The sequence below is a fragment of the Streptomyces sp. NPDC021012 genome (genome assembly GCF_044333355.1).
Lineage (GTDB): Bacteria > Actinomycetota > Actinomycetes > Streptomycetales > Streptomycetaceae > Streptomyces.
This window is the reverse complement of record NZ_JBIRQU010000008.1, coordinates 99,059-121,593: the sequence shown is the minus strand read 5'-3', so window position 1 is coordinate 121,593 and position 22,535 is coordinate 99,059. Positions and strand designations below refer to the sequence as shown.

General features: G+C 73.5%; 22 protein-coding genes. 13 read left to right on the top strand and 9 right to left on the bottom strand.

What is annotated here, in order from left to right; genetic code table 11:
- Positions 1-232 precede the first annotated feature (232 nt).
- From ACH4TP_RS25955 to ACH4TP_RS25945, 3 genes are all read left to right on the top strand, one after another.
- Positions 233-1,300, top strand: coding sequence for a PP2C family protein-serine/threonine phosphatase (locus tag ACH4TP_RS25955; protein ID WP_398439271.1), 1,068 nt, complete (start codon positions 233-235; stop codon positions 1,298-1,300).
- 281 nt (positions 1,301-1,581) lie between these two features.
- Entirely contained in the window at positions 1,582-2,922 is a 1,341-nt protein-coding gene (locus tag ACH4TP_RS25950; protein ID WP_398439374.1) for a transcriptional regulator, read from the top strand.
- Between the two features lie 62 nt (positions 2,923-2,984).
- Complete coding sequence (locus ACH4TP_RS25945; protein ID WP_369143242.1) at positions 2,985-3,515, top strand: NUDIX hydrolase; 531 nt, start codon at positions 2,985-2,987, stop codon at positions 3,513-3,515.
- A 116-nt stretch (positions 3,516-3,631) separates the two neighbouring features.
- Here ACH4TP_RS25945 and ACH4TP_RS25940 read toward each other — a convergent pair whose 3' ends face one another.
- A complete protein-coding gene (locus ACH4TP_RS25940) occupies positions 3,632-4,492 on the bottom strand; it encodes a 3-hydroxybutyryl-CoA dehydrogenase (RefSeq protein WP_389228228.1) in 861 nt (286 codons plus the stop codon).
- 171 nt (positions 4,493-4,663) lie between these two features.
- On the opposite strand from ACH4TP_RS25940, the gene ACH4TP_RS25935 reads away from it, so the two are divergent.
- Complete coding sequence (locus tag ACH4TP_RS25935) at positions 4,664-5,914, top strand: glycoside hydrolase family 10 protein (RefSeq protein WP_389228226.1); 1,251 nt, start codon at positions 4,664-4,666, stop codon at positions 5,912-5,914.
- Between the two features lie 4 nt (positions 5,915-5,918).
- Here the strand turns inward: ACH4TP_RS25935 and ACH4TP_RS25930 are convergent, their stop codons facing one another.
- Together ACH4TP_RS25930 and ACH4TP_RS25925 are read right to left on the bottom strand one after the other, a co-directional pair.
- Positions 5,919-6,122 (bottom strand): DUF1918 domain-containing protein, encoded by a 204-nt coding sequence (locus ACH4TP_RS25930; RefSeq protein WP_389228223.1) that lies wholly within the window; start codon positions 6,120-6,122, stop codon positions 5,919-5,921.
- A gap of 92 nt (positions 6,123-6,214) precedes the next feature.
- Positions 6,215-7,177 (bottom strand): DMT family transporter, encoded by a 963-nt coding sequence (locus tag ACH4TP_RS25925; RefSeq protein ID WP_398439270.1) that lies wholly within the window; start codon positions 7,175-7,177, stop codon positions 6,215-6,217.
- On the opposite strand from ACH4TP_RS25925, the gene ACH4TP_RS25920 reads away from it, so the two are divergent.
- From ACH4TP_RS25920 to ACH4TP_RS25905, 4 genes are all read left to right on the top strand, one after another.
- Positions 7,176-8,612 (top strand): PLP-dependent aminotransferase family protein, encoded by a 1,437-nt coding sequence (locus ACH4TP_RS25920; protein WP_398439269.1) that lies wholly within the window; start codon positions 7,176-7,178, stop codon positions 8,610-8,612. The genes ACH4TP_RS25925 and ACH4TP_RS25920 overlap by 2 nt on opposite strands.
- 102 nt (positions 8,613-8,714) lie before the next feature.
- Positions 8,715-9,176 (top strand): GNAT family N-acetyltransferase, encoded by a 462-nt coding sequence (locus ACH4TP_RS25915; RefSeq protein WP_398186420.1) that lies wholly within the window; start codon positions 8,715-8,717, stop codon positions 9,174-9,176.
- Positions 9,177-9,245: 69 nt separating this feature from the next.
- On the top strand, positions 9,246-9,821 hold the full coding sequence (locus ACH4TP_RS25910; RefSeq protein ID WP_398186422.1) for a histidine phosphatase family protein: 576 nt from the start codon (positions 9,246-9,248) through the stop codon (positions 9,819-9,821).
- Between the two features lie 38 nt (positions 9,822-9,859).
- Positions 9,860-11,023, top strand: a complete 1,164-nt coding sequence (locus tag ACH4TP_RS25905; RefSeq protein WP_389228208.1) for a methyltransferase — start codon at positions 9,860-9,862, stop codon at positions 11,021-11,023.
- Between the two features lie 37 nt (positions 11,024-11,060).
- On the opposite strand, the gene ACH4TP_RS25900 is transcribed toward ACH4TP_RS25905, so the two are convergent.
- The 4 genes from ACH4TP_RS25900 to argG form a co-directional block, all read right to left on the bottom strand.
- Positions 11,061-11,465 (bottom strand): VOC family protein, encoded by a 405-nt coding sequence (locus ACH4TP_RS25900; protein WP_398186428.1) that lies wholly within the window; start codon positions 11,463-11,465, stop codon positions 11,061-11,063.
- Between the two features lie 144 nt (positions 11,466-11,609).
- The gene (locus ACH4TP_RS25895) at positions 11,610-12,545 is read right to left on the bottom strand and encodes a sigma factor-like helix-turn-helix DNA-binding protein (protein ID WP_398439268.1); all 936 of its coding nucleotides are present in this window, start codon (positions 12,543-12,545) and stop codon (positions 11,610-11,612) included.
- A gap of 87 nt (positions 12,546-12,632) precedes the next feature.
- Positions 12,633-13,973 carry a M48 family metalloprotease gene (locus ACH4TP_RS25890; protein ID WP_398439267.1) on the bottom strand — a complete coding sequence of 447 codons (1,341 nt, stop codon included), beginning with the start codon at positions 13,971-13,973 and terminating at the stop codon, positions 12,633-12,635.
- 162 nt (positions 13,974-14,135) lie between these two features.
- The gene (argG, locus tag ACH4TP_RS25885) at positions 14,136-15,590 is read right to left on the bottom strand and encodes an argininosuccinate synthase (protein ID WP_398186437.1); all 1,455 of its coding nucleotides are present in this window, start codon (positions 15,588-15,590) and stop codon (positions 14,136-14,138) included.
- Positions 15,591-16,335: 745 nt separating this feature from the next.
- Here argG and argC point away from each other — a divergent pair.
- The 5 genes from argC to ACH4TP_RS25860 are packed head-to-tail and all read left to right on the top strand — an operon-like array spanning position 16,336 to position 21,151.
- On the top strand, positions 16,336-17,364 hold the full coding sequence (gene argC, locus ACH4TP_RS25880; protein WP_389228194.1) for an N-acetyl-gamma-glutamyl-phosphate reductase: 1,029 nt from the start codon (positions 16,336-16,338) through the stop codon (positions 17,362-17,364).
- On the top strand, positions 17,361-18,512 hold the full coding sequence (gene argJ, locus ACH4TP_RS25875; RefSeq protein WP_389228191.1) for a bifunctional glutamate N-acetyltransferase/amino-acid acetyltransferase ArgJ: 1,152 nt from the start codon (positions 17,361-17,363) through the stop codon (positions 18,510-18,512). Before argC ends, argJ begins: the two co-directional genes overlap by 4 nt.
- A complete protein-coding gene (argB, locus tag ACH4TP_RS25870) occupies positions 18,509-19,417 on the top strand; it encodes an acetylglutamate kinase (protein ID WP_389228188.1) in 909 nt (302 codons plus the stop codon). The genes argJ and argB overlap by 4 nt, the downstream gene beginning before the upstream one ends.
- Positions 19,417-20,613 carry an acetylornithine transaminase gene (locus ACH4TP_RS25865; RefSeq protein ID WP_398186442.1) on the top strand — a complete coding sequence of 399 codons (1,197 nt, stop codon included), beginning with the start codon at positions 19,417-19,419 and terminating at the stop codon, positions 20,611-20,613. The genes argB and ACH4TP_RS25865 overlap by 1 nt, the downstream gene beginning before the upstream one ends.
- A gap of 7 nt (positions 20,614-20,620) precedes the next feature.
- The gene (locus ACH4TP_RS25860; RefSeq protein WP_030214728.1) at positions 20,621-21,151 is read left to right on the top strand and encodes an arginine repressor; all 531 of its coding nucleotides are present in this window, start codon (positions 20,621-20,623) and stop codon (positions 21,149-21,151) included.
- 1 nt (position 21,152) lies between these two features.
- Here the strand turns inward: ACH4TP_RS25860 and ACH4TP_RS25855 are convergent, their stop codons facing one another.
- Positions 21,153-21,839, bottom strand: coding sequence for a L,D-transpeptidase (locus ACH4TP_RS25855; protein WP_398439266.1), 687 nt, complete (start codon positions 21,837-21,839; stop codon positions 21,153-21,155).
- Between the two features lie 57 nt (positions 21,840-21,896).
- Complete coding sequence (locus ACH4TP_RS25850) at positions 21,897-22,496, bottom strand: pyridoxamine 5'-phosphate oxidase family protein (protein ID WP_389228180.1); 600 nt, start codon at positions 22,494-22,496, stop codon at positions 21,897-21,899.
- Positions 22,497-22,535 lie beyond the last annotated feature (39 nt).

The window sequence follows — 22,535 nt, the reverse complement described above, 5'->3', positions numbered from 1 at the left end:
ACCCCGCTCGACGGGGCCTTCTATCCGTACGCCCGCACGGGTTTCGACCGCCCGCGCCCGTGGCGGAGCCCTGGCGGAGGGCGGCGCGGCAGGGGTGCTCACTCCTTCGGGTGAGATCGCCAGGGGGTGTTCCGTGGTGGACCGCGGGGTCGGCAGAATCGACGCGGCCGCAGGCGCGGACCTGTGTGCCGCAGGGCCTTCGGGCGCTGTCGTGGCTCGGGAAGGGCCGTGCATGATCCGTACCAGGTCGTTGCCCGCCGATGGCTCCCGGCTTCGCCGGCTGGCCCCGCTCGCTCTTCCCGCCGCGTGGGGTGCCGTGGCCGTGGCGTGGAAGTTCGGCTGTCCGCTGGCCCGGCAGCCGGGGCTGCCCATGCGGATCGCCACCAGCGTCGTCTTCGTCACCGTGGGCCTCGGCATGGTGCTGGGCCTCCGCCGCGGGCTCGTGCGGGAGCTGGACCGGGTCCGGGCCGTCGCGGCCGCCGCCCAGCGGGTCCTGCTGCGCCCGCTGCCGGCCCGGCTCGACGGTCTCGCACTGGCCGCCGGGCAGCTGTCCGCCTCCCGGGGCGCGTCCGTCGGCGGAGACCTGTACGAGGCGGTGGCCACCCCGTACGGGGTGCGGATCGTCATCGGGGACGTCCGGGGCCACGGGCTTCCCGCGCTCGGCGCGGTGGCCGCGGTGCTCGGCAGCTTCCGCGAGGCCGCCCACGACGAGCCCGAACTCGCCGGGGTGCTGCGGCGCCTGGAGCGGGCCCTGGAGCGGCATCTGCGGGAGCGGGCGCGGGACGAGCACCCGGCGCGGGCCGGGGCGGAGCCCGAGCACCCGGCAGCGGAGGAGTTCGTCACCCTGCTGCTCCTGGAGGTCCGCGCCGACGGGCGCCTCGCCGTCCTCAACTGCGGTCACCCCGGCCCGTACCGCCTCGGACACCGGGTGGAGCGGCTGCCGCTCGGGGACCCGCTGCCCCCGCTGGGGGTGCTTCCGCTGCCCGCCGCGCTCGTGCCGTACGCGGCGGCCCGGCTGCTGCCCGGCGAGACGCTGGTCCTGCACACCGACGGCGCGGAGGAGGCCCGTGACCACCGGGGCCGCTTCTTCGCGCTGGACGCGGCCCTGGCCGCGATGCCCGGCGAGGCGCCCGCCGCCGTGGTCCGCCGGGTCCACGCGGCGCTGCTGGAGCACACGGGCGGCCGGCCCGCCGACGACATCGCGCTGCTCGTCGTACGCAACGACCGTGTCCGGGTGCCGGCGCAGCCCGCCGAACCCGGGCTGCGCCGTCCCCGGCCCGCCCCCTCCTCGCACTGCTGAGCGGAGGGGGCCTGGGCCGGCGCCGCCCGCCCCGCCACGGAGTGTCGGGCAGATCAGCGGGGCGGGCGGCGCGGACCGGGCGGCCGCACTGTACGAGGGGGAGCCGGCGGCCCGGTCGTCGCCTTGCGGCGAGAAGCACAGTCAACCGGGGCCGGGACGAGCGTGGCAGAGTACGCGGACCGGGAGAACGGGTACTTCGTTCACACCCCGTGCGAAATCGGCCGCCGCTACGCTGAGTTCACCGAGCGAGCGGAGCGGCCATGCGAGCCACCGGAGCGGCCATGCAGCCCAACACCCTGCTCGACGCCCTGCTCGACGAGGCGGGCGTCTCGAACGCCGGCCTGGCCGCCCATGTGAACCGGGCGGGCCGGGCCAGGGGACTCGCCCTGCGGTACGAACACACCGCGGTGGCCCGCTGGTTGAAGGGACAGCGGCCGCGCGGCCAGGTGCCGGACCTGATCTGCGAGGTGCTGGCCGCCCGGCTGCACCGGCAGGTGACCCTGGACGACATCGGCCTCGGGGTGCCGGGCGGCCCGCCGCCGGCGGCCGGTTCGCCGCTCTCCGTCTTCGTGGAGCGGGCTGCCGCGCTGTGGCGTTCCGACGAGCAGCAGCGGCCGCACCTCACCGCCGCGGCCGCCGTGACCGGCACCCCGGCGGTGATGCCGGTGTGGGAGTGGGAGAACCCGCCGGAGGACGCGGACGTCTCCCGTACGGGTCGGACGACGGTCTCGGCGGCCGACATCGCCGTCCTGGTCGCCGCCCGGTCGCACTACGAGCAGATGTACCGCAGGGCCGGCGGCATCGCGACCCGGGCCCGGATCGTCGGCTTCCTCCACACCGAGACCGCGCCGCTGCTCCGGGGCGCGTACGGCGACGCGCTGGGGCGGCGGCTGCACCGGGCGACCGGCGGGCTGGTCGCGGTGGCCGGGATCTGCGCGTACGACGCCGACGCGCACGGGCTGGCCCAGCGCTACTTCCACCAGGCGCTGCGGCTCGCGAAGGCGAGCGGGGACCGGGGGCTCGGCGCGTACGTGGTCGCGCTCCTCGTCAACCAGTCGCTGTTCCTGGGGGAGTACCGGCAGGCGGTGGCGTTCGCGGAGGCGGCGCTGCGGGCGGGGGGACGGCGGATCACCCCGGCGCTGGCCGCCGATCTGACGGCGATGCAGGCGAAGGCGTACGCGCATCTGGGCGACGGGGCGGCCGCGCTGGCCTGCATCCGGCGGGCCGAGGCGGCGGCGGAGCGGATCAGTCCGGGGGAGGAGCCGGTCGAGACGGGCTACGTCCAGCCGGGGCTCGTCAACGTGCAGGTCGCCGAGGCCCTCCTCGGTCTGGGTGAACTCGCGGCGGCCCACGAGCACGCGTCGGCGGCGGTCGGGATGCCCTCGCACGACCGGGGGCGGGTGCACCGGCTCGCCATGCTGTGCCAGATCGAACTGCGGCAGGGGGAGGCAGACGGGGCGGCGCGCACGGCGGTGGAGATGACGGAGCAGGCACGGGGGATGGACTCGCGGCGGGTGCGGGACCGGCTGACACAGGTCCGGGAGCATCTCCTCGCGAGCGGCGGCGGGGAGGCCCGGGAGGCCGCCGCTCTCATCGACGGTGCGCTGCGCGTTCCCCTGTGAGCCGTCAGCTGCTGCGATATTGCCACCAAACAAGCACCGACCGATCGGAAGGTGGCAAGAACGTGCAGTGGACGAAACTGAGCGAACGCTCTGTCTATGAGAATCGCTGGTTCCGAGTGAACCTCGCGGACGTCGAACTCCCGGACGGCCGCCACCTCGACCACTATCTGATCCGGCTCCGCCCGGTCGCCGTCGCGACGGCCGTCAACGAGGCCGACGAAGTTCTGATGCTCTGGCGCCACCGCTTCATCACCGACAGCTGGGGCTGGGAACTGGCCGCCGGAGTCGTCGAGGACGGCGAGGACGTCGAGGCCGCCGCCGCCCGCGAGATGGAGGAGGAGACCGGCTGGCGGCCGGGGCCGCTGCGCCATCTCCTCACCGTCGAACCCTCGAACGGCCTCACCGACGCCCGCCACCACCTCTACTGGGCGGAACGGGCCACCTACACAGGACCGCCCGAGGACGCGTTCGAGTCCTCGCGGCGGGCCTGGATCCCGCTGAAACAGATCCCCGACATGATCGCCCGGGGCGAGATCCCGGCGGCCAACATGGCTGCCGGACTGCTGATGCTCCACCATCTGCGCCTCGGCTGAGACGGGGAGCGGGATGTGCCGGACGGCCCGTACCTGTGCGGGGATGCGGGCCGTCCGGCCGGAGCTCGGCGTCAGGGGTCGGACGCCGGACTCCGTGTCTGGGGGGTGGCGGTCGTTCAGGAGTACGGGTAGAAGCCCGAGCCCGTCTTCCGGCCGAGACGGCCCGCGTCCACCATGCGCTGGAGCAGCGGGGGAGCGGCGTACAGCGGCTCCTTGAACTCGGAGTACATCGAGTCGGCGATCGACGCGATCGTGTCCAGACCGATCAGGTCGGAGAGCTTCAGCGGGCCCATCGGGTGGGCGCAGCCGAACTCCATGCCGTTGTCGATGTCCTCGCGGCTCGCGATGCCCGACTCGAACATCCGGATCGCCGAGAGCAGGTACGGCACGAGCAGCGCGTTCACCACGAAGCCGGAGCGGTCCTGGGCGCGGATGGCGTGCTTGCCGAGGACCTTCTCCGCGAAGGCCTGCGCCCGGCTGATCGTGCCCTCGGAGGTGGTGAGGGCCGGGATCAGCTCGACGAGCTTCTGCACCGGGGCCGGGTTGAAGAAGTGGATGCCGATGATCTGGTCGGGGCGGGAGGTCGCCACCGCCAGCTTCACCAGCGGGATGGAGGAGGTGTTCGAGGCCAGGATGGCGTCCGGCCGGGTGATCACCTGGTCGAGGACCTGGAAGATCTCGGTCTTGACCTGCTCGTTCTCGACGACCGCCTCGATGACGAGGTCGCGGTCGGCGAACTCGCCCAGGTCGGTGGTGAAGCTGAGGCGGGCGAGCGTCGCGTCCCGCTCCTCCTCGCTGATCTTGCCGCGTTCGGCGGCCTTCGCCAGCGAGTTGTAGAGCCGTGCGCGGCCGATCTCCAGCGCCTCGCCGGTGGTCTCGGCGACCTTCACCTCAAGCCCGCTCCGGGCACACACCTCCGCGATGCCCGCGCCCATCTGGCCGCAGCCCACCACTCCGACGCGCTCAATGTCGGCCATGGAGTCCGTCACCTCGTGCCTCTCGCTCTTCTCGGCGGCGGGGGCCCGTGTGATTCCGGGTGCGTCCGCCTCTACCCCCAAGACGTTACCGCTCATTAACCGATGATCGATCGTCCGGGGCGGGCATGCTGTCCGGGTGCGTGTGACGTATCCGACACAGGAGGGGTACAAGTGCGGCCTATCGGCAGAAGAGGGTTCGTGGCCGGCGTCGGCGGAGCGGCGCTCGCCGTGACGGGAACGACAGGCGCACCTGCGGCCGGCGCCGCGCCGCCGGTGCGCGGGAAGCCGCACCGGAAGCGGGAGTTCCGCGGCATGTGGCTGGCGACGGTCGCCAACCGCGACTGGCCCTCCCGCGCCGGGCTGAGCGCCGAACGGCAGCGCGAGGAGCTCCTCGGCCACCTGGACACGGCGGTCGAACGCCGGCTCAACACGGTGGTCCTCCAGGTCAGGCCGACCGCCGACGCGCTGTGGCCCTCGCCGTACGAGCCGTGGGCGCAGTACCTGACGGGCACGCAGGGCCGCGACCCCGGCTGGGACCCGCTGGGCACGGCGGTCGAGGAGGCCCACGCGCGGGGGCTCGAACTGCATGCCTGGTTCAACCCGTACCGCGTGGCGAACCACACGGACCCGAGCAGGCTCGCCGCCGGTCATCCGGCCCGGCTCCACCCGGAATGGGTGCTGCCCTACGGCGGGAAGCTCTACTACAACCCGGGGCTGCCCGAGGTCCGGAGCTTCGTCCAGGACGCGATGCTGGACGCGGTGCGCCGCTACGACATCGACGCCGTGCACTGGGACGACTACTTCTATCCGTACCCGGTGGCCGGGCAGGTCTTCGCCGACGACGAGGCGTACGCGCGGTACGGCGGGGACTTCCCGGACAAGGCCTCCTGGCGGCGCGACAACACCGACCTGCTGGTCTCCGAGATGTCCGCCCGGATCGCGGAGACCAGGAGGCACACGGCCTTCGGCATCAGCCCCTTCGGGGTGTGGCGGAACATCGCCACCGACCCGGAGGGCTCGGACACCCGCGCCGGGGTCCAGACGTACGACGACCTCCACGCCGACACCCGGAAGTGGATCAGGGAGGGCTGGATCGACTACGTGATCCCCCAGCTGTACTGGAACATCGGGCTCCCGGCGGCGGACTACGCCAAGCTGCTGCCCTGGTGGGACGCGGTGGTCCGGGACACCGGCGTCGGCCTCTACATCGGCGAGGCGCTCTACAAGGCGGGCGACCCCGCCCAGCCCGCGGCCTGGCAGGACCCGGGGGAGCTCTCGCGCCACCTGGAGCTGGCCCGTGCGTACCCCTCGGTCGGCGGGCACTGCTTCTTCTCCGCGAAGGAGGTGGCCGCGGACCCGATCGGGGCGATGACCGCCGTGGTGGCCGACCACTACCCGACCGGGGCCCGCCCGCCGAGGTAGGGAATCAGCCGATCCCCGGCTCCGGCTTGTGACGTACGACGGTGTCGGGGCCCGGCGACATCAGGGCCTCGTGGCCGTCGTCGTCGAACTTCACGCGGTACGGGGGAGAGCCGTTCTCCCCCAGTACCTGAAGGACCTCGGCCGTGCGGTCGTGGTGACCGACGGTCCGGCCGTGTACCAGCAGCTTGTCGCCCTTGCTCGCCTGCATCGGGCTGACCTCCTCGCGACCGGGCTTGTCCTGTCCGTACTGCGCAGGGCCTCTCCCTGTCATTGTGACCCGCTTCGTCCGGATTCGTCGCGTCAGCTCTTCGCCCGCTGGGTGACGGCGATGCAGACCAGCACCGCCACCGCGGCGACCGGGGCGGCCAGGGGCAGGGTCTCGCCCAGCAGGAAGACCGACCAGAAGAGGGTGAGGAGCGGCTGGGCGAGCTGGAGCTGGCTGGCCTTGGGGATGCCGATCGCGGCCATGCCCCGGTACCAGACGTACAGACCGAAGAAGGTGGACCCGGCGGCGACCCAGGCGAGGCCGATGACGCCGTGGGCGGTCAGGCGGACCGGCTCGATCGACAGCGCGACGGCCGAGGCGACCGCCATCAGCGGCAGGCAGAGGACCAGGGCCCAGCCGATGACCTGCCAGCCCGGCATGAGCGCGGCGAGCCTGCCGCCCTCGGTGTAGCCGGCCGCGCACACGAGCAGTGCCCCGAAGAGGTACAGGTCGCCCGTGGAGAACGATCCGCCGCTCTGCTGGAGGGTGAAGCCCAGCACCACCAGGGCGCCGGAGACGGCCGCGAACCAGAAGGCGCGGGACGGCCGCCGCCCGGTCCGCACGGCGGCGAGGGTGGCGGTGGTGAGCGGCAGGAGGCCCACGACCACGGCGGCATGCGAGGTGGTGGAGGTCTGCAGGGCCAGCGTGGTCAGGAGCGGGAAGCCGATGACGACACCGCAGGCGACCACCGCGAGGCCCGCCCAGTGGCGGCGCTCGGGCGGCGGCACCCGGCCCGCGAGGAGGAAGGTGCCCGCGATGAGCGCGGCGAGGGTGGAGCGCACGGCCACCAGCGACCAGGGGCCGAAGCTCTCCAGGCCCCAGACGGTCGACGGGAAGGTGAGCGAGAAGGAGACCACGCCGAGACCGGCGAGCAGCGTGCCGCTCGTCCGGAGGTCGGCGGCGCGGGCGGACCCGGTGCGCGGTGATCCGGTGCGCGGTGATCCGGTGGAGGCGACCGCTATCGTCGTCGGGGTAGTAGCGCTATCGTGTGCTCTCATGCATGAGCGTAGCAGTGTCGCTGAACTGGCGAAAACCCTGAAAGCGGAGCTGAACCGCTACTCTCCCGGTGGAAAACTGCCATCGAGCCGGGCACTCGTCGAGCGCTACCGCGTCTCCCCGGTCACCGTCACCCGGGCCCTCGCCCAGCTCGCCGCCGAAGGGCTCGTCGTCACCCGCCCCGGCGCCGGCGCCTTCCGCGCCGAACCCCGCCCCCCCACCCCCGTCGCCGGGGACACCTCCTGGCAGGAGGTCGCCCTCAGCGCGGACACCGCCACCGAACTCGTCCCCCGGGCCGTCGACGCCTCCGGCGTACTCGTCACCCTCTCCGCGCCCCCGCCCGGCGTGATCGAGTTCAACGGCGGCTACCTCCACCCCTCCCTCCAGCCCGAGAGCGCCCTCGCCGCCGCCCTCGCCCGGGCCGGCCGCCGCCCCGGCGCCTGGGGCAGACCGCCCACCGACGGCCTTCCCGAACTGCGCGAATGGTTCGCCCGCGAGATCGGCGGCAGCATCACCGCCGCCGAGGTCCTCGTCACCGCCGGCGGCCAGTCCGCCATCAGCACCGCGCTGCGCGCCCTCGCCCCGCCGGGCACCCCCGTCCTCGTCGAGTCGCCCACCTACCCCGGGATGCTCGCCGTCGCCCGCGCCGCCGGACTCCGACCCGTCCCCGTGCCGACCGACGCCGACGGAGTGCGCCCGGACCTCCTCGAAGCCGCCTTCCGTGCTACCGGTGCCCGCGTCTTCGTCTGCCAGCCGCTCTTCCAGAACCCCACCGGCACCGCGCTGCCCCCCGAGCGCCGCCGGGAGGTCGTCCGCATCGCCCGCGCCGCCGGGGCCTTCGTCGTCGAGGACGACTTCGCCCGCCGCCTCGTCCACGAGGACGCGGGGCCGCTCCCCGCGCCGCTCGTCGCCGACGACCCCGACGGCGTCGTCGTCCACATCCACTCCCTCACCAAGATCACCTCGGCGAGCCTCCGCGTCGGCGCCCTCGCCGCCCGCGGACCCGTCCTGGAACGACTGCGCGCCATCCAGGTCGTCGACAGCTTCTTCGTCCCCCGGCCCCTCCAGGAGGCCGCGCTCGAACTCGTCGGCTCCCCGGCCTGGCCCCGCCACCTCCGCGCCGTCGCCCAGGAGCTCAAGAACCGCCGGGACGTCATGACCGCGGCCCTCACCCGCCACCTCCCCGAACTCGCCCTGCCCTCCATCCCCTCCGGCGGCTACCACCTCTGGCTGCGCCTCCCCGACACCCTCCCCGAGGCCTCCCTCCTCGCCGCCGGCCTGCGCGCCGGGGTCGCCGCCGCCCCCGGCCGCCCCTACTTCTGCGCCGAACCCCCCGCCGGTCACATCCGGCTGAGTTTCGCGGGTGTCGCCGGCCCCACGGAGATCGCCGAGGGCGTGCGGCGCCTGCGGACGGCCGTGGACGAGCTCACCGGCTGACCCCGGGACGGGGCCGCACCGCGCCCCGCGCGGCCCCGCCCCGTCCCCGGCCCGGGGCAAATTCGCCTGACAAGCCCCGCCCGCCCCTGGAAGCCTTCGCCCATGAGCGACAGCACGACCCCCGACACTCCCGGCACCCCCGTCATGCACGGGGCGTACGAGATCTCAGCCGACCCCGCCCGCATCGACGCCGCCCGCGTCCACCACTGGCTCTCCACCGACGCCTACTGGGCGCTCGGCCGACCTCGGGAGAAGCAGGACAGCGCCATCGCGGGCTCGCTGAACCTCGGCGCCTACCACCGCGAGACCGGCGAGATGAGCGCCTACGCGCGCGTCGTCACCGACTACGCCACCTTCGCCTGGCTCTGCGACGTCTACGTCGACCGCCCGGCCCGCGGCACCGGCCTCGGCACCGCGCTCGTCACCGCCGTCCGCGACCACCTTGCACCGTACGGACTGCGCCGCATCATGCTCGCCACCGCCGACGCGCACGGCGTGTACGAGAAGGTCGGTTTCACGCCACTGCAGAATCCGGACAAGTGGATGTCTCTCGGGCAGCAGTGAACCCCGCCCCCATCGACCCCGGCATATGACCCCTTGACCAGCGGGGTCACCGGCCTCACGATCGCGGCCATGAGTCTTCGGGTGACGCTCGTCACGGCGGCACGCAGCTCCTCCCTGCTCGCCGAACGCTTCGACGACGACCGGCCGCTCGACGAGGCCGGCTGGTACGAGGTGCAGCAGGCCGCGCCCGCGCTCATCCCGCTCGGCGCGGCCGAACTGCGCTACTGCTCCCCGACCCCGCGCAGCCGCGCCACCGGCACCGCCCTCGGCTACGCCCCGCTCGCCCAGCCCGCGCTGCGCGACTGCGACATGGGCCGCTGGCGGGGCCTGACCCTTGCCGAGGTCGCCGCCCTCGAACCGGCCGCCGTCGACGCCTGGCTCACCGACGCCCGCACGGCCCCGCACGGCGGCGAACCGCTCCTCGCCTTCATCGCCCGGATAGGGCACTGGCTCGACACCCGCCCCGCCGAGGACGGCTCCATCGTCGCCGTCGCCGAACCCTCCGTCGTACGCGCCGCCCTCGTGTACGCCCTCAAGGCCCCGCCCGCCACCTACTGGAACGTCGATGTCCGCCCCCTCTCCACCCTCACCCTCACCGGACGCCCCGGCCTCTGGCACCTCCACCTCACCGCCGCCGCGCACTGACGGCGGCCGGGCTCCCGACCGGCTAGCCTGAGAGCACGATGAACCGTTTGAGCACGTCATGGGGCGCCTTCACGCTGACCCGATTCCCCGAGGACCCGCGCGACCAGCTCCGCGCCTGGGACGCCTCCGACGAGTACCTCCTCGGGCACCTCGCCGAGGCCGGGACCGACCTCTCCGGCAGCGTCGCCGTCCTCGGCGACCGCTGGGGAGCCCTCGTCACCGCGCTGCAGGCCGCGAAACCCCGCGAACTCGTCCAGATCACCGACTCGTACCTCGGCGAGCAGGCGACCCGGGCCAACCTCGCGCGCGCCGGAGCAGCCCCGGACGCCGTCCGGCTGCTCACCACCCAGGACCCGCCGCCCGAGCGGATCGACGTGCTCCTCGTCCGCGTCCCCAAGAGCCTCGCGCTCCTGGAGGACCAGCTGCACCGGCTCGCCCCCGCCGTGCACGAGGACACCGTGATCGTCGGCACGGGCATGGTCAAGGACATCCACACCTCCACGCTCAGGCTCTTCGAGCGGATCCTCGGCCCCACCCGCACCTCGCTCGCGGTGAAGAAGGCCCGGCTCATCCACACCACCCCCGACCCGGCCCTCAAGCCCGGGCCGAACCCGTGGCCCCACACGTACGAGCTCCCGGCGGACACCCCCGCGCCCGGTCTCCCCGGACTGCCCGTCACCAACCACGCCGGCGTCTTCTGCGCCGACCGCCTCGACATCGGCACCCGCTTCTTCCTCGCGAACCTCCCCGGTGGTCTCGGCCGCGCCCGCGTCGCCGACCTCGGCTGCGGCAACGGCGTCGTCGGCCTCGCCATCGCCCTCCACGAACCCGACGCGGAACTCGTCTTCACCGACGAGTCGTACCAGGCGGTCGCCTCGGCCCGGGAGAACTTCCGCACCCACCTGGGCACGGACCGCAAGGCGAAGTTCCTCGTCGGCGACGGCCTCACCGAACTCGCCCCCGGCTCGGTGGACCTCGTCCTCAACAACCCGCCGTTCCACAGCCACCAGGCCACCACCGACCGCACCGCCCGCCGCATGTTCACGGACGCGCGGCGCGCCCTGCGGACCGGCGGCGAACTGTGGGTCATCGGCAACCGCCACCTCGGCTACCACGTCACGCTCCGCCGCATCTTCGGCAACAGCGAACTCGTCGCGAGCGACCGGAAGTTCGTGGTCCTGCGGGCGGTCCGCAGGGACTAGGGCCGGTCCGGCGGACCGGGGTCGTACAGCCCCTGGGTCATATGCCCCAGGAGCGGGAGCACAGGACGAGCCGGTACCCGTCGGGGTCGGCGACGGTGACGCCGTACTCGTCCCAGTACGGATTGTGCGAGGTCACCCGGGTCCCTCCGGCGGCGAGCAGCCGCTCCACCTGCTCCTCCTCGACGGGCGCGCCGAGGTAGACGACGAACAGGTCCTCGACGGTCGGCGTGGGCTCCACCGGGTGCTCGGGATCGAAGGCCAGCTCGAAGTGCCAGCCCCCGTCCCGGGGGCCGACCATGAGCAGGTCGTGCTTCCCGGGCACCCGCTCGGTGGTCCGCCACTGCACCACGAGGCCGAGCCCGTCGACGTAGAACCGCTCGGCGGCGGCGAGGTCCCGCGAAGGGCGGGCGACCCGTACATGGGTTTTCGCATCGATGATCATGCGTCAAGGCTAGGACGCCCCGGGTCGGCGGTCCTCGGGGATCACCCCTCCCCGCCCCGGACCCGACCCTGACGCGCGGGGCAGGGTTCACGGCCGCGACCCCGGAAAGGAACGCGCCGAGCACCGCCCGTACCTCACCGGCCGTCAGCAGTCGGGGAAGGCCAGGTCGAGCGCGCGTACCCGGTCCTCCCCGGTGGTGAGGGAGAGCGCGACGATCCGGTCCCGGCGCAGGGCGGCCGCGAGCGCCGAGACCGGCTGGCCGGCCACGAACCCGACCGCGCCCACGGCCCCCTCGACCAGCGCCGGCCGGGACACCTCCGCCCTCCGGGCGAAGGCGGCGGCCGTCTCGGCGACCGCGGCGACCCCGTGGACCGGGCCCCCCTCGGAGTACGCGACGACCTCCGGGTCGAGGACGGCCACCAGCGCGCGGACGTCACGCGCGCATGCGGCCGCCAGGAACCGGGCCACCACCACGCGCTGCCGTTCCCGCTCGCCCTCGGCACCGGCCACTCCGCCGCCCCGGATCCGCTCCCGGGCCCGCCGGGCCAGCCGCGCCGCCGCCTCGGGGGAGCCGCCGAGGACCCGGGCGGTCTCGTGCGCCGGCAGCCCGAACACGTCGTGCAGGACATACGCGAGCCGCTCCTCACCCCCGAGCCTCTCCAACACCACGAGCAGCATCAGCCACAGGGACTCGACCCCGTCGCTCCCGTCACCTCCGTTGCTTCCGCCGCCCCAGTCGCCCCTGCCGCCCCTGTTGTCCCCGTCCCACTCAGGCCCCCCGTCCCACTCAGGCCCCCCGTCCCCCAACGCCCCGTCACCCCGTCCGCGCCACCGCCCCTCCGCCCCCCGCTCCTGGACCTTCCGCTCCTGGACCTTCCGCACGCAGGCCCGGCCCACGGCCGCCGTCAGCCAGGCGCGCACCGTCGCGTCCTCGTCCCGCCCGAGGCCCGCCCGGGCCTCGGCGAGCGCCTCCTCGGCCTCCGCGGGCGACCCCGTGATCTGCAGGGCGACGGCCCGCAGTCGCTCCTCGTGGGCGTCGAAACGCCCGGTCAGGGCGGTCAGAAAGGTGTCGTCGTGCATGGCGCCTCACTCCTCGTCGGTTCCGTCACCGCGTTGACGCGAGGACCCGCCGGGATGTGACAGCCGCCGCCCCTGCCGTACCCGGGATCAGCCCCGTACGAGCTCCCGCGCCACGCTCCGCCTCGCCTCGGCCAGGTCCGCGTCGACCTCGGCCGCCCTCGCCGCGTCCAGGACGATCAGGGCCCCGCCCGGGGCGCCCCGCGTCAGCCGCCGGTGCCGCAGATGGGTGGGCGGGTGCGTCGAGTCCACCTGGTGACCGCGGCGCTCCGCGACCCGGCGCAGCCGCTCGTACTCGTGCTCCGGAACCGACGCGGCGTGCGCGGTGAGCCGCTCCCACAGGCCCTCGGCCGGATCCTCACGGCGCGCCGCGCCGCCGATCCGGGTCCGGGCCGCCACGGACTCCCGGCGGAGCGCGCCGGCGACGGACTCGCCGATGAGGAGCCGGTCCATCAGCCCGGCCGCCGCCTCCGCGCCCGCGGTGCGGGCGGCGGTCGAGTCGGCGAGGTACTCGGCACGCTGCGACTGGCGCAGGGTCAGGTGTTCGAGCAGGACGAGCAGGCCGTCGACGAGCAGCCGGGGCAGGGCGGTCATCAGGTTCGCGAAGTCCTCGACCAGGCTGTGGGCGGGCGCCGGGGCCAGCGTGTAGCGCCAGGTGTCGAGGGACTGGAAGGCGCCGCCGACGAGCAGGGAGTGGCGGGTGTCCCCGTGGGCGTAGTGCCCGAACTCGTGGCCGAGGAGGGCGATCCGCTCCTGCGGGGACAGGACCTCCCAGAGGCTGAGGCCGATGCGGAGCACGCGGTGCTGCCGGATGCCGTACGCGCTGACCGAGGCGTTGAAGCCGGCGTCGATCACCACGGCCCGTACGCCCGTCGTGCCGACGGTCGCGGCGACCTCGTCGAGCAGGGCGAAGAGCCGGGGCGCGTCCGCCGGGCGCAGGACCGCCCGGTGGCCCTCGTCCTTCGGGAGGCGGGCGAACCGGGGCCGGAGCACGACGGCGACACCGATCAGGAGACCTCCGAGTACGGGCAGGGCGCCCCTGCCCCAGCAGCCGACGAGCAGCCACAGCCCGCCGGCGAGCAGGGCGACGGTCACGCCGTGGACCGCCACCGCGAGCGCCGTCGCGCACCAGCCGGCCACCCCGCGCCGGGTCCCCGGCCGGGCGCCGTCCGCCGCCGCCCCGGGCTCGGCCCCTGCGGCCGGGTCCGCGAGGTCGGCGAGGTCGGCGAGGAGCTGCTCCCCGTACCGCTGTGCGAGGCGCCGCCGTACGCGCTCGATCCGCCCCGGCGTCTCCTCGTCCTCCAACCCCGGGTCGACGTTCCAGTCGCATGCGGCGCACCAGGTGACGTACTTCCCGCCCTCGGCCACGGGCTCCCCGCACTCGGGGCAGTCCCTCTCCGCCGTCCGGGCCGCGTGTGCCGTCTCCGTCATTCCGTACTCCCCACCCCGGGCGCGCTCGGACGGCGCGCCCCATTCCGTTTCGGGCAGACGGTAGCGGGCCCGCGGCGGCCGTCGCGAACCACTTCGACCAGCGAAAAGGCCGGTCCGACACAAAGGTGTCGAACCGGCCTTCCCCAGGCGTGGCGCTGTGCGTCAGTCCGTGCCGAACTCCATCGCGGCCCGGTCCAGCATCTCCTCGTCCTCGGAGACCTCGCCGCGGGAGGCGATGGCCTCGGCGCCGCCCTCGGGCATCTGCGGCATGGTGCCGATGAGCCCGGTGGCGGCCGCCTGGGCGGCACCGATGGCGGGGCTGCCGGTGCCGATCAGGCCGAGGCCGGCGTACTGCTCCAGCTTGGCGCGCGAGTCGGCGATGTCGAGGTTGCGCATGGTGAGCTGGCCGATCCGGTCCACCGGGCCGAAGGCCGAGTCCTCGGTGCGCTCCATGGACAGCTTGTCCGGGTGGTAGCTGAACGCCGGGCCCGTGGTGTCGAGGATCGAGTAGTCCTCGCCGCGCCGCAGCCGCAGCGTCACCTCGCCGGTGATGGCGGCGCCGACCCAGCGCTGGAGGGACTCGCGGACCATGAGGGCCTGCGGGTCCAGCCACCGGCCCTCGTACATGAGCCGGCCGAGGCGGCGGCCCTCGTTGTGGTACTGGGCGAGGGTGTCCTCGTTGTGGATCGCGTTGACCAGGCGCTCGTACGCGGCATGCAGCAGCGCCATCCCGGGGGCCTCGTAGATGCCGCGGCTCTTGGCCTCGATGATCCGGTTCTCGATCTGGTCGGACATGCCCATGCCGTGGCGGCCGCCGATGGCGTTGGCCTCCATGACCAGGTCGACGGCCGAGTGGAACTCCTTGCCGTTGATCGTCACCGGGCGGCCCTGCTCGAAGCCGATGGTGACGTCCTCGGTGGCGATCTCGACCGACGGGTCCCAGAACTTCACACCCATGATCGGGTCGACCGTCTCGACGCCCGTGTCCAGGTGCTCCAGGGTCTTGGCCTCGTGCGTGGCGCCCCAGATGTTGGCGTCGGTGGAGTACGCCTTCTCGGTGCTGTCCCGGTAGGGGAGGTCGTGGGCGAGCAGCCACTCCGACATCTCCTTGCGGCCGCCGAGCTCGGTCACGAAGTCCGCGTCCAGCCAGGGCTTGTAGATCCGCAGGTGCGGGTTGGCGAGCAGGCCGTAGCGGTAGAACCGCTCGATGTCGTTGCCCTTGAAGGTCGAGCCGTCGCCCCAGATCTGGACGTTGTCCTCCAGCATCGCGCGGACCAGCAGGGTGCCGGTGACGGCGCGGCCGAGCGGGGTGGTGTTGAAGTAGGCGCGGCCGCCCGAGCGGATGTGGAACGCGCCGCAGGTGAGCGCGGCCAGGCCTTCCTCGACCAGCGCGGCGCGGCAGTCGACCAGGCGTGCGATCTCGGCACCGTAGGTCTTCGCGCGGCCGGGCACCGAGGCGATGTCGGGCTCGTCGTACTGGCCGATGTCGGCGGTGTAGGTGCAGGGGATGGCGCCCTTGTCGCGCATCCATGCGACCGCGACGGAGGTGTCGAGGCCGCCGGAGAAGGCGATGCCGACGCGCTCGCCGGCGGGCAGGGAGGTGAGGACCTTGGACATGGGAAGAGTATGCATCATTGCGCATGGTCATGCAAAGGGGTGGTTCTCCGACGCGTCTCCCGGCCGCTCCGGCGCGTCTCCCGGTCGCTCGGACGCGTCTCCCGGCCGCCGGGCGGCCTTGGCGTCCGCCCGGTCCGGCGGCACCCCCGCCCAGAGGTCGGGGATGCCCGCCCGGCCCGGCCGCGCCCGCCGTTCAGGGGTCGAGGCGCTCGCCGCTCAGAGGCCGGGAGTACTCGCCCGGTCCAACAGGGCTCGCGTCCCCGCCACCGGCAGAGCCGGATTGCAGGCCGCGGCCGCCTCCATTTCCGGATCCTCCAGCAGTCCCAGCGGTCGGGCCACCGGAAGCCGCCGATCGGGGGCGGCCGCCTCCCGCACCCGCGCCGCCGGGTCCCGGCTCGGCCGCTCGGCGAGCGCGGGCGTCGCGCCCGGATCGCGCAGGGCCGACGCGCGGGCCCGGGGATCCGGCGCGTCCGCGAACCGCGCGGCGAGGCTCGCGGTCGGTAGGCGCGGCCAGGTGTGCGCGGTCCGCGCGCAACGCCGCGGAGCGTCCGGATCCTCGCGCGCGTCCCGCGCCCGCCGCAGGGTGCCGAGCCGGCCCTCGGGGCCGCGCCCGCCCGGCCGATTCGCACGCCCCCCCGGCCGAGTGGAACGCTCGGTCACAGGGGGACCGGACGCGCCCACCCGAGGATCGTTGCATAAAAGTTCGGCGGGACGTATAGTCATGCCATCCATGAGGAGGGTTTCGATGACGGTACGAGTAGCAGTGGCGGGTGCGAGCGGATACGCGGGCGGAGAGCTCCTGCGTCTCCTCGTCGCCCACCCCCACGTGGAGATCGGCACGCTGACCGGCCACTCCAACGCCGGCCAGCGACTCGGAGCCCTCCAACCCCACCTGCTCCCGCTCGCCGACCGCGTCCTCGCGCCCACCGCCGCCGAGGAGCTCGCCGGGCACGACGTGGTCTTCCTCGCGCTGCCGCACGGCCAGTCCGCCGCCGTCGCCGAGCAGCTCGGGCCCGACGTCCTCGTCGTCGACATGGGCGCCGACTTCCGCCTCGAGGACCCGGCCGACTGGGAGACGTACTACGGCTCCCCGCACGCCGGGACCTGGCCCTACGGCCTCCCCGAACTGCCGGGTGCCCGCGCCGCGTTGGAGGGGTCCAAGCGCGTCGCGGTCCCCGGCTGCTACCCGACGGCCGTCTCGCTCGCCCTCTTCCCGGCGTACGCGGCCCGGCTCGCCGAGCCCGAGGCCGTGATCGTCGCCGCCTCCGGCACCTCCGGCGCCGGCAAGGCCGCCAAGCCGCACCTGCTCGGCAGCGAGGTCATGGGCAACATGTCCCCGTACGGCGTCGGCGGCGGCCACCGCCACACGCCCGAGATGATCCAGAACCTCAGCGGACCGGCGGGGGAGCGGGTCACCGTCTCCTTCACGCCCACCCTGGCCCCGATGCCCCGCGGCATCCTCGCCACCTGCACCGCCACCGCGAAGCCCGGCGTCACCGCCGAGAGCCTGCGGGCCGCGTACGAGAAGGCCTACGCGGACGAGCCCTTCGTCCACCTGCTCCCCGAGGGGCAGTGGCCCGCCACGGCGTCCGTCTACGGTTCCAACGCCGTTCAGGTGCAGGTCGCGTACGACGCCAACGCGAACCGGATCATCGCCATCAGCGCCATCGACAACCTCACCAAGGGCACTGCCGGCGGCGCGGTCCAGAGCATGAACATCGCCCTCGGTCTCCCCGAGACCACCGGACTTTCCACGATTGGAGTCGCTCCGTGAGCGTCACCGCAGCGAAGGGATTCACGGCGGCGGGCATCGCCGCCGGGATCAAGTCGAACGGCAACCCGGACCTGGCCCTCGTGGTCAACACCGGGCCCCGCCGCGCCGCCGCGGGAGTCTTCACCTCCAACCGCGTCAAGGCCGCGCCCGTCCTCTGGTCGCAGCAGGTCATCGCCGACGGCGAGCTGACGGCCGTCGTCCTCAACTCCGGCGGCGCCAACGCCTGCACCGGCCCGCAGGGCTTCCAGGACACCCACGCCACCGCCGAGAAGGCGGCGGACGTCCTCGGCGTCGGCGCGGGCGAGGTCGCCGTCGCCTCCACCGGCCTCATCGGCGTCCTGCTCCCCATGGACAAGCTGCTCCCGGGCGTCGAGGCGGCCGCCGCCGAACTCTCCGAGCACGGCGGCGAGAAGGCCGCCATCGCCATCAAGACCACCGACACCGTCCACAAGACCTCCGTGGTCACCAAGGACGGCTGGACGGTCGGCGGCATGGCCAAGGGCGCGGGCATGCTCGCCCCGGGCCTCGCCACCATGCTCGTCGTCCTCACCACCGACGCCGACGTCGACGCCAAGGGCCTCGACGCCGCCCTGCGGACCGCCACCCGGCTCACCTTCGACCGGGTCGACTCCGACGGCTGCATGTCCACCAACGACACCGTCCTCCTCCTCGCCTCCGGCGCCGCCGGCGTCACCCCCGCGCAGGACGAGTTCGCCGAGGCCGTACGGACCGTCTGCGACGACCTCGCCCGCCAGCTCATCGGCGACGCCGAGGGCGCCAGCAAGGACATCCGCATCGAGGTGATCAACGCCGCGACCGAGGACGACGCCGTCGAGGTGGGCCGCTCCATCGCCCGCAACAACCTCCTCAAGTGCGCCATCCACGGCGAGGACCCCAACTGGGGCCGGGTGCTCTCCGCCATCGGCACCACGCAGGCCGCCTTCGAGCCCGACCGGCTCAACGTCGCCATCAACGGCGTCTGGGTCTGCAAGAACGGCTCCGTCGGCGAGGACCGCGACCTCGTCGACATGCGCTACCGGGAGGTCACCATCACCGCCGACCTCGCCGCCGGCGAGGAGTCCGCCGTCATCTGGGCGAACGACCTCACCGCCGACTACGTCCACGAGAACAGCGCGTACTCGTCATGAGCAACACCGCGCGGAAACACACCGCCCTCCCGAAGGCGCAGACCCTCATCGAAGCCCTGCCCTGGCTCACCCGCCACCACGGCAAGACCGTCGTCGTGAAGTTCGGCGGCAACGCCATGATCGACGAGGACCTCAAGGCCGCCTTCGCCCAGGACATCGTCTTCCTGCACCACGCCGGTCTCAAGCCGGTCGTCGTGCACGGCGGCGGCCCCCAGATCAACGCCGCCCTCGACCAGGCGGGCCTGGTCAGCGAGTTCAAGGCGGGCCTGCGGGTCACCACCCCCGAGGCGATGGACGTCGTCCGGATGGTGCTCGCGGGCCAGGTCCAGCGCGAGCTCGTCGGCCTGCTCAACCAGCACGGCCCGCTCGCCGTCGGTCTCACCGGCGAGGACGCCCACACCATGACCGCCACCAAGCACCAGCCGGTGATAAACGGCGAGACGATCGACATCGGCCGCGTCGGCGAGATCACCGCCATCGACACCGGCGCCATCAAGGCGCTCCTGGAGGACGGCCGGATCCCGGTCATCTCCTCCATCGCCCGCTCCCAGGACGACGGACATGTCTACAACGTCAATGCTGATACGGCGGCTGCGGCACTCGCTGCGGCGCTGGGTGCCGAGACCCTGATGGTCCTGACCGACGTCGAGGGCCTCTACGAGGACTGGCCGAACAGCGACGAGGTCATCAGCAGGCTCACCGCGAGCCAGCTGGAGAAGCTGCTGCCCGAGCTCTCCAGCGGCATGGTCCCCAAGATGGAGGGCTGCCTGCACGCCGTACGGAACGGGGTCACCACGGCCCGCGTCATCGACGGCCGGGTCCAGCACTCGATCCTGCTGGAGATCTTCACGGACGAGGGCATCGGCACGATGGTCGTGCCCGACAAGACGACGGGGGAGTCCTGATGAGCAACACGGAGCTGACCCAGCGGTGGCAGGGCTCCCTCATGAACAACTACGGCACCCCCCGGCTGCCGCTCGTCCGAGGTGAGGGCGCCAAGGTCTGGGACGCCGACGGCAAGGAGTACCTGGACTTCGTCGGCGGCATCGCCGTCAACGCCCTCGGCCACGCCCACCCGGCGATCGTCGAGGCCGTGTCGCGGCAGATCGGCTCCCTCGGCCACGTCTCCAACCTCTTCGTCGCCGAACCGCCCGTCGCCCTCGCCGAGCGGCTCCTGGGCCTCTTCGGCCGCCCCGGCAAGGTCTTCTTCTGCAATTCGGGCGCCGAGGCCAACGAGGCCGCGTTCAAGATCGGCCGGCTCACCGGCCGCTCCCACATGGTCGCCACCGACGGCGGCTTCCACGGCCGGACCATGGGCTCCCTGGCGCTCACCGGCCAGCCCGGCAAGCAGACGCCCTTCCTGCCCCTGCCCGGCGACGTCACCCATGTGCCGTACGGGGACGTGGAGGCGCTGCGGGCCGCGGTCACCGAGGACACCGCCTTCGTCATCATCGAGCCCGTCCAGGGCGAGAACGGCGTCGTCGTCCCGCCCGCCGGCTACCTGAAGGCCGCCCGGGAGATCACCCGCGCCACCGGCACCCTCCTCGTCCTCGACGAGGTGCAGACCGGCATCGGCCGCTGCGGCCACTGGTTCGAGCACCAGGCCCACGAGGGCGTCGAGCCGGACGTCGTGACCCTCGCCAAGGGCCTCGGCGGCGGTCTGCCGCTCGGCGCGACCGTCGCCTTCGGCGAGGCCGCGGAGCTCTTCGCGCCCGGCCACCACGGCACGACCTTCGGTGGGAACCCGGTCGCCTGCGCCGCCGGACTGGCCGTCCTGGACACCCTCGGCGCCGACGCGGCCCTCGATCACGTGAAGTCCGTGGGGGAGCGGCTGCGCCAGGGGATCGAGGGTCTGGGCCACCCGCTGGTCTCCCACGTCCGTGGTGCGGGCCTTCTGCTGGGTATCGTGCTCACCGGGCCCCTCGCACCCCAGGTGCAGCAGGCGGCCCAGGACGCCGGTCTCCTGGTGAACGCGCCCGCCCCCGATGTCGTACGGATCATGCCTCCGCTGGTCCTCACCGACGCCGAGGCGGACGCCTTCCTCCAGGCCCTGCCCGGTGTCCTGGACGAGGCGAACGGGCAAGGACGAACCGGAGAATGAGACGACGATGACCGACGCGCAGGAGAACGAGCACGGCGGGCCGTCCGTTCCGCAGACCCGCACCGCACGCCACCGCAGGATCGTCGACATCCTCAACCGGCAGCCGGTGCGCTCGCAGAGCCAGCTCGCCAAGCTCCTCGCGGACGACGGACTGAGCGTCACGCAGGCGACGCTCAGCCGCGACCTCGACGAGCTCGGCGCGGTGAAGATCCGCAACACGGGCGGCGAGCTGATCTACGCGGTTCCCAGCGAGGGCGGCTTCCGCACCCCGCAGGCGCCGCTGGGCGAGTCCGCCAAGGAGGAGCGCATGCGCCGCCTCTCCGGCGAACTGCTGATCTCCGCCGAGGCCTCCGCCAACCTGGTGGTGCTGCGGACCCCGCCGGGCGCCGCCCAGTTCCTCGCGTCGGCCATCGACCAGGCCGAACTCCACGCCATCCTCGGCACGATCGCGGGTGACGACACCCTGCTGCTCATCAGCCGCGACCCGGTGGGCGGCCAGGCACTCGCCGACCACCTGCTGAAGCTGGCCCAGAAGTAGTTCAGTACGCCGTGATCGCCGTCGGACCGCCCCGCGTGCCGACGGCGATGTGCGGTCGGCGCGCGGGATCCGCCCAGGCGAGGACCGCGCGCATCGCTTCGGCCGGCACGGAGACGCAACCGGCCGTCGCCCCGCGCCCGTTGACGTGCAGGAAGATCCCGGCCCCGCGCCCGCGCACCGGACGCTCGTAGTTGAAGCCGATGACGAGCGCGTACGCGTACTGCGTGCCGTACGAGGCGAGGTGCTCGGACTCGCCGGCCCGGCAGTCCCGGGGCAGCCCCTCGACCCAGCGGTTGTACGCACGGGAGGCGTTGTCCTGGCACCACCAGGAACGGTCGGTGACCCGGGCGTACGGGAAGCGGGTCCCGCCGGGCCCGGCCCGCACCCCGAAGGCGTACGGCAGCCGGTACAGCCCGGTGGGCGTGGTGGACGTGCCCTGCCGGCGCGAGGCGCCCTCGGTGAGCCCTCTCGCCCCGAACCGCGCGGGCGCGGACCCCACCGCCACCCACCGTCCGCCCCGCCGGTCCCACCAGGTGAGCGTCCCCGTGGTGGAATCCGCGTCCGGGGCCTCGGCGGTGATCAGCTGCGATCCCCCGCCGGTGTCGGCCATCCGCTCGGGCAGCGGTACGGGCGCGGGCGCGGCGCCCAGGGAGAGCAGGGCGGCGCCGAGGACGAGCAGAGTACGCATGGCCGCGACGCTAGGACCGCACGGGACTCCCCGCCTCTCGTACGGGGGCCGTACGGCCTATTCGACGGGCAGCGGCGGCAGCGGGAGCGGCAGCGCGGGCAGCCCGTCGAGGCTGCTCCCGATGTGGTCCTTCCGCTCGCAGTACGCGTTGAACTCCTCGTCCGTCTTCCGGTTGAAGTACTCGGCGTGCAGCGACCGGTCCTCCTGGTACTCCATCAGCGGGACGGCGAACCCGCAGGCGTCGCTGACCCGCCGCGCGCGCACGAGGACGATCGCTCGCGCGCTGCCCTGCCCCTCGACGGCCTCGGCCGGGAACCGCGCGAACAGCTCGCCCCACCGCGGATCGTCCCGCAGCACGGCCTCGCCGGTCCCGTGCACCCGCACGACGGTCGGCGGCCCCGAGAACGCGGTCCACATCAGGGTGATCCGCCCGTTCCCCGGCTCCCGCAGATGAGCGATCGTCTCGGCGCTGCTGCCGCCGAAGTCGACGTAGGCGAGGGTCAGTTCGTCGAGCACGACGAGCGTGCCCTTGCGACCCTTGGGGGAGAGGTTGACGTGACCGTCCCCGGCGAGGGGAGCGGTCGCGGTGAAGAACACCGGCTGGTCCTCGATGAAGGCCCGAAGCCGCCCGTCGATGTGCTCATACGTTTTTCCCATGGCTTGATTATCCCCTTCCTCGACGTCCTCCACGGAGGC

What these genes read in the sequence shown, in the direction of transcription:
- ACH4TP_RS25955 (WP_398439271.1), top strand. Translation starts at nt 233, where the DNA reads ATGATCCGTACCAGGTCGTTGCCCGCCGATGGCTCCCGGCTTCGCCGG.
- ACH4TP_RS25950 (WP_398439374.1), top strand. Translation starts at nt 1,582, where the DNA reads ATGCAGCCCAACACCCTGCTCGACGCCCTGCTCGACGAGGCGGGCGTC.
- ACH4TP_RS25940 (WP_389228228.1), bottom strand. Translation starts at nt 4,492, where the DNA reads ATGGCCGACATTGAGCGCGTCGGAGTGGTGGGCTGCGGCCAGATGGGC.
- ACH4TP_RS25930 (WP_389228223.1), bottom strand. Translation starts at nt 6,122, where the DNA reads ATGCAGGCGAGCAAGGGCGACAAGCTGCTGGTACACGGCCGGACCGTC.
- ACH4TP_RS25920 (WP_398439269.1), top strand. Translation starts at nt 7,176, where the DNA reads ATGCATGAGCGTAGCAGTGTCGCTGAACTGGCGAAAACCCTGAAAGCG.
- ACH4TP_RS25925 (WP_398439270.1), bottom strand. Translation starts at nt 7,177, where the DNA reads ATGAGAGCACACGATAGCGCTACTACCCCGACGACGATAGCGGTCGCC.
- ACH4TP_RS25915 (WP_398186420.1), top strand. Translation starts at nt 8,715, where the DNA reads ATGAGCGACAGCACGACCCCCGACACTCCCGGCACCCCCGTCATGCAC.
- ACH4TP_RS25910 (WP_398186422.1), top strand. Translation starts at nt 9,246, where the DNA reads ATGAGTCTTCGGGTGACGCTCGTCACGGCGGCACGCAGCTCCTCCCTG.
- ACH4TP_RS25905 (WP_389228208.1), top strand. Translation starts at nt 9,860, where the DNA reads ATGAACCGTTTGAGCACGTCATGGGGCGCCTTCACGCTGACCCGATTC.
- ACH4TP_RS25900 (WP_398186428.1), bottom strand. Translation starts at nt 11,465, where the DNA reads ATGATCATCGATGCGAAAACCCATGTACGGGTCGCCCGCCCTTCGCGG.
- ACH4TP_RS25895 (WP_398439268.1), bottom strand. Translation starts at nt 12,545, where the DNA reads ATGCACGACGACACCTTTCTGACCGCCCTGACCGGGCGTTTCGACGCC.
- ACH4TP_RS25890 (WP_398439267.1), bottom strand. Translation starts at nt 13,973, where the DNA reads ATGACGGAGACGGCACACGCGGCCCGGACGGCGGAGAGGGACTGCCCC.
- argG (WP_398186437.1), bottom strand. Translation starts at nt 15,590, where the DNA reads ATGTCCAAGGTCCTCACCTCCCTGCCCGCCGGCGAGCGCGTCGGCATC.
- argC (WP_389228194.1), top strand. Translation starts at nt 16,336, where the DNA reads ATGACGGTACGAGTAGCAGTGGCGGGTGCGAGCGGATACGCGGGCGGA.
- argB (WP_389228188.1), top strand. Translation starts at nt 18,509, where the DNA reads ATGAGCAACACCGCGCGGAAACACACCGCCCTCCCGAAGGCGCAGACC.
- ACH4TP_RS25865 (WP_398186442.1), top strand. Translation starts at nt 19,417, where the DNA reads ATGAGCAACACGGAGCTGACCCAGCGGTGGCAGGGCTCCCTCATGAAC.
- ACH4TP_RS25860 (WP_030214728.1), top strand. Translation starts at nt 20,621, where the DNA reads ATGACCGACGCGCAGGAGAACGAGCACGGCGGGCCGTCCGTTCCGCAG.
- ACH4TP_RS25855 (WP_398439266.1), bottom strand. Translation starts at nt 21,839, where the DNA reads ATGCGTACTCTGCTCGTCCTCGGCGCCGCCCTGCTCTCCCTGGGCGCC.
- ACH4TP_RS25850 (WP_389228180.1), bottom strand. Translation starts at nt 22,496, where the DNA reads ATGGGAAAAACGTATGAGCACATCGACGGGCGGCTTCGGGCCTTCATC.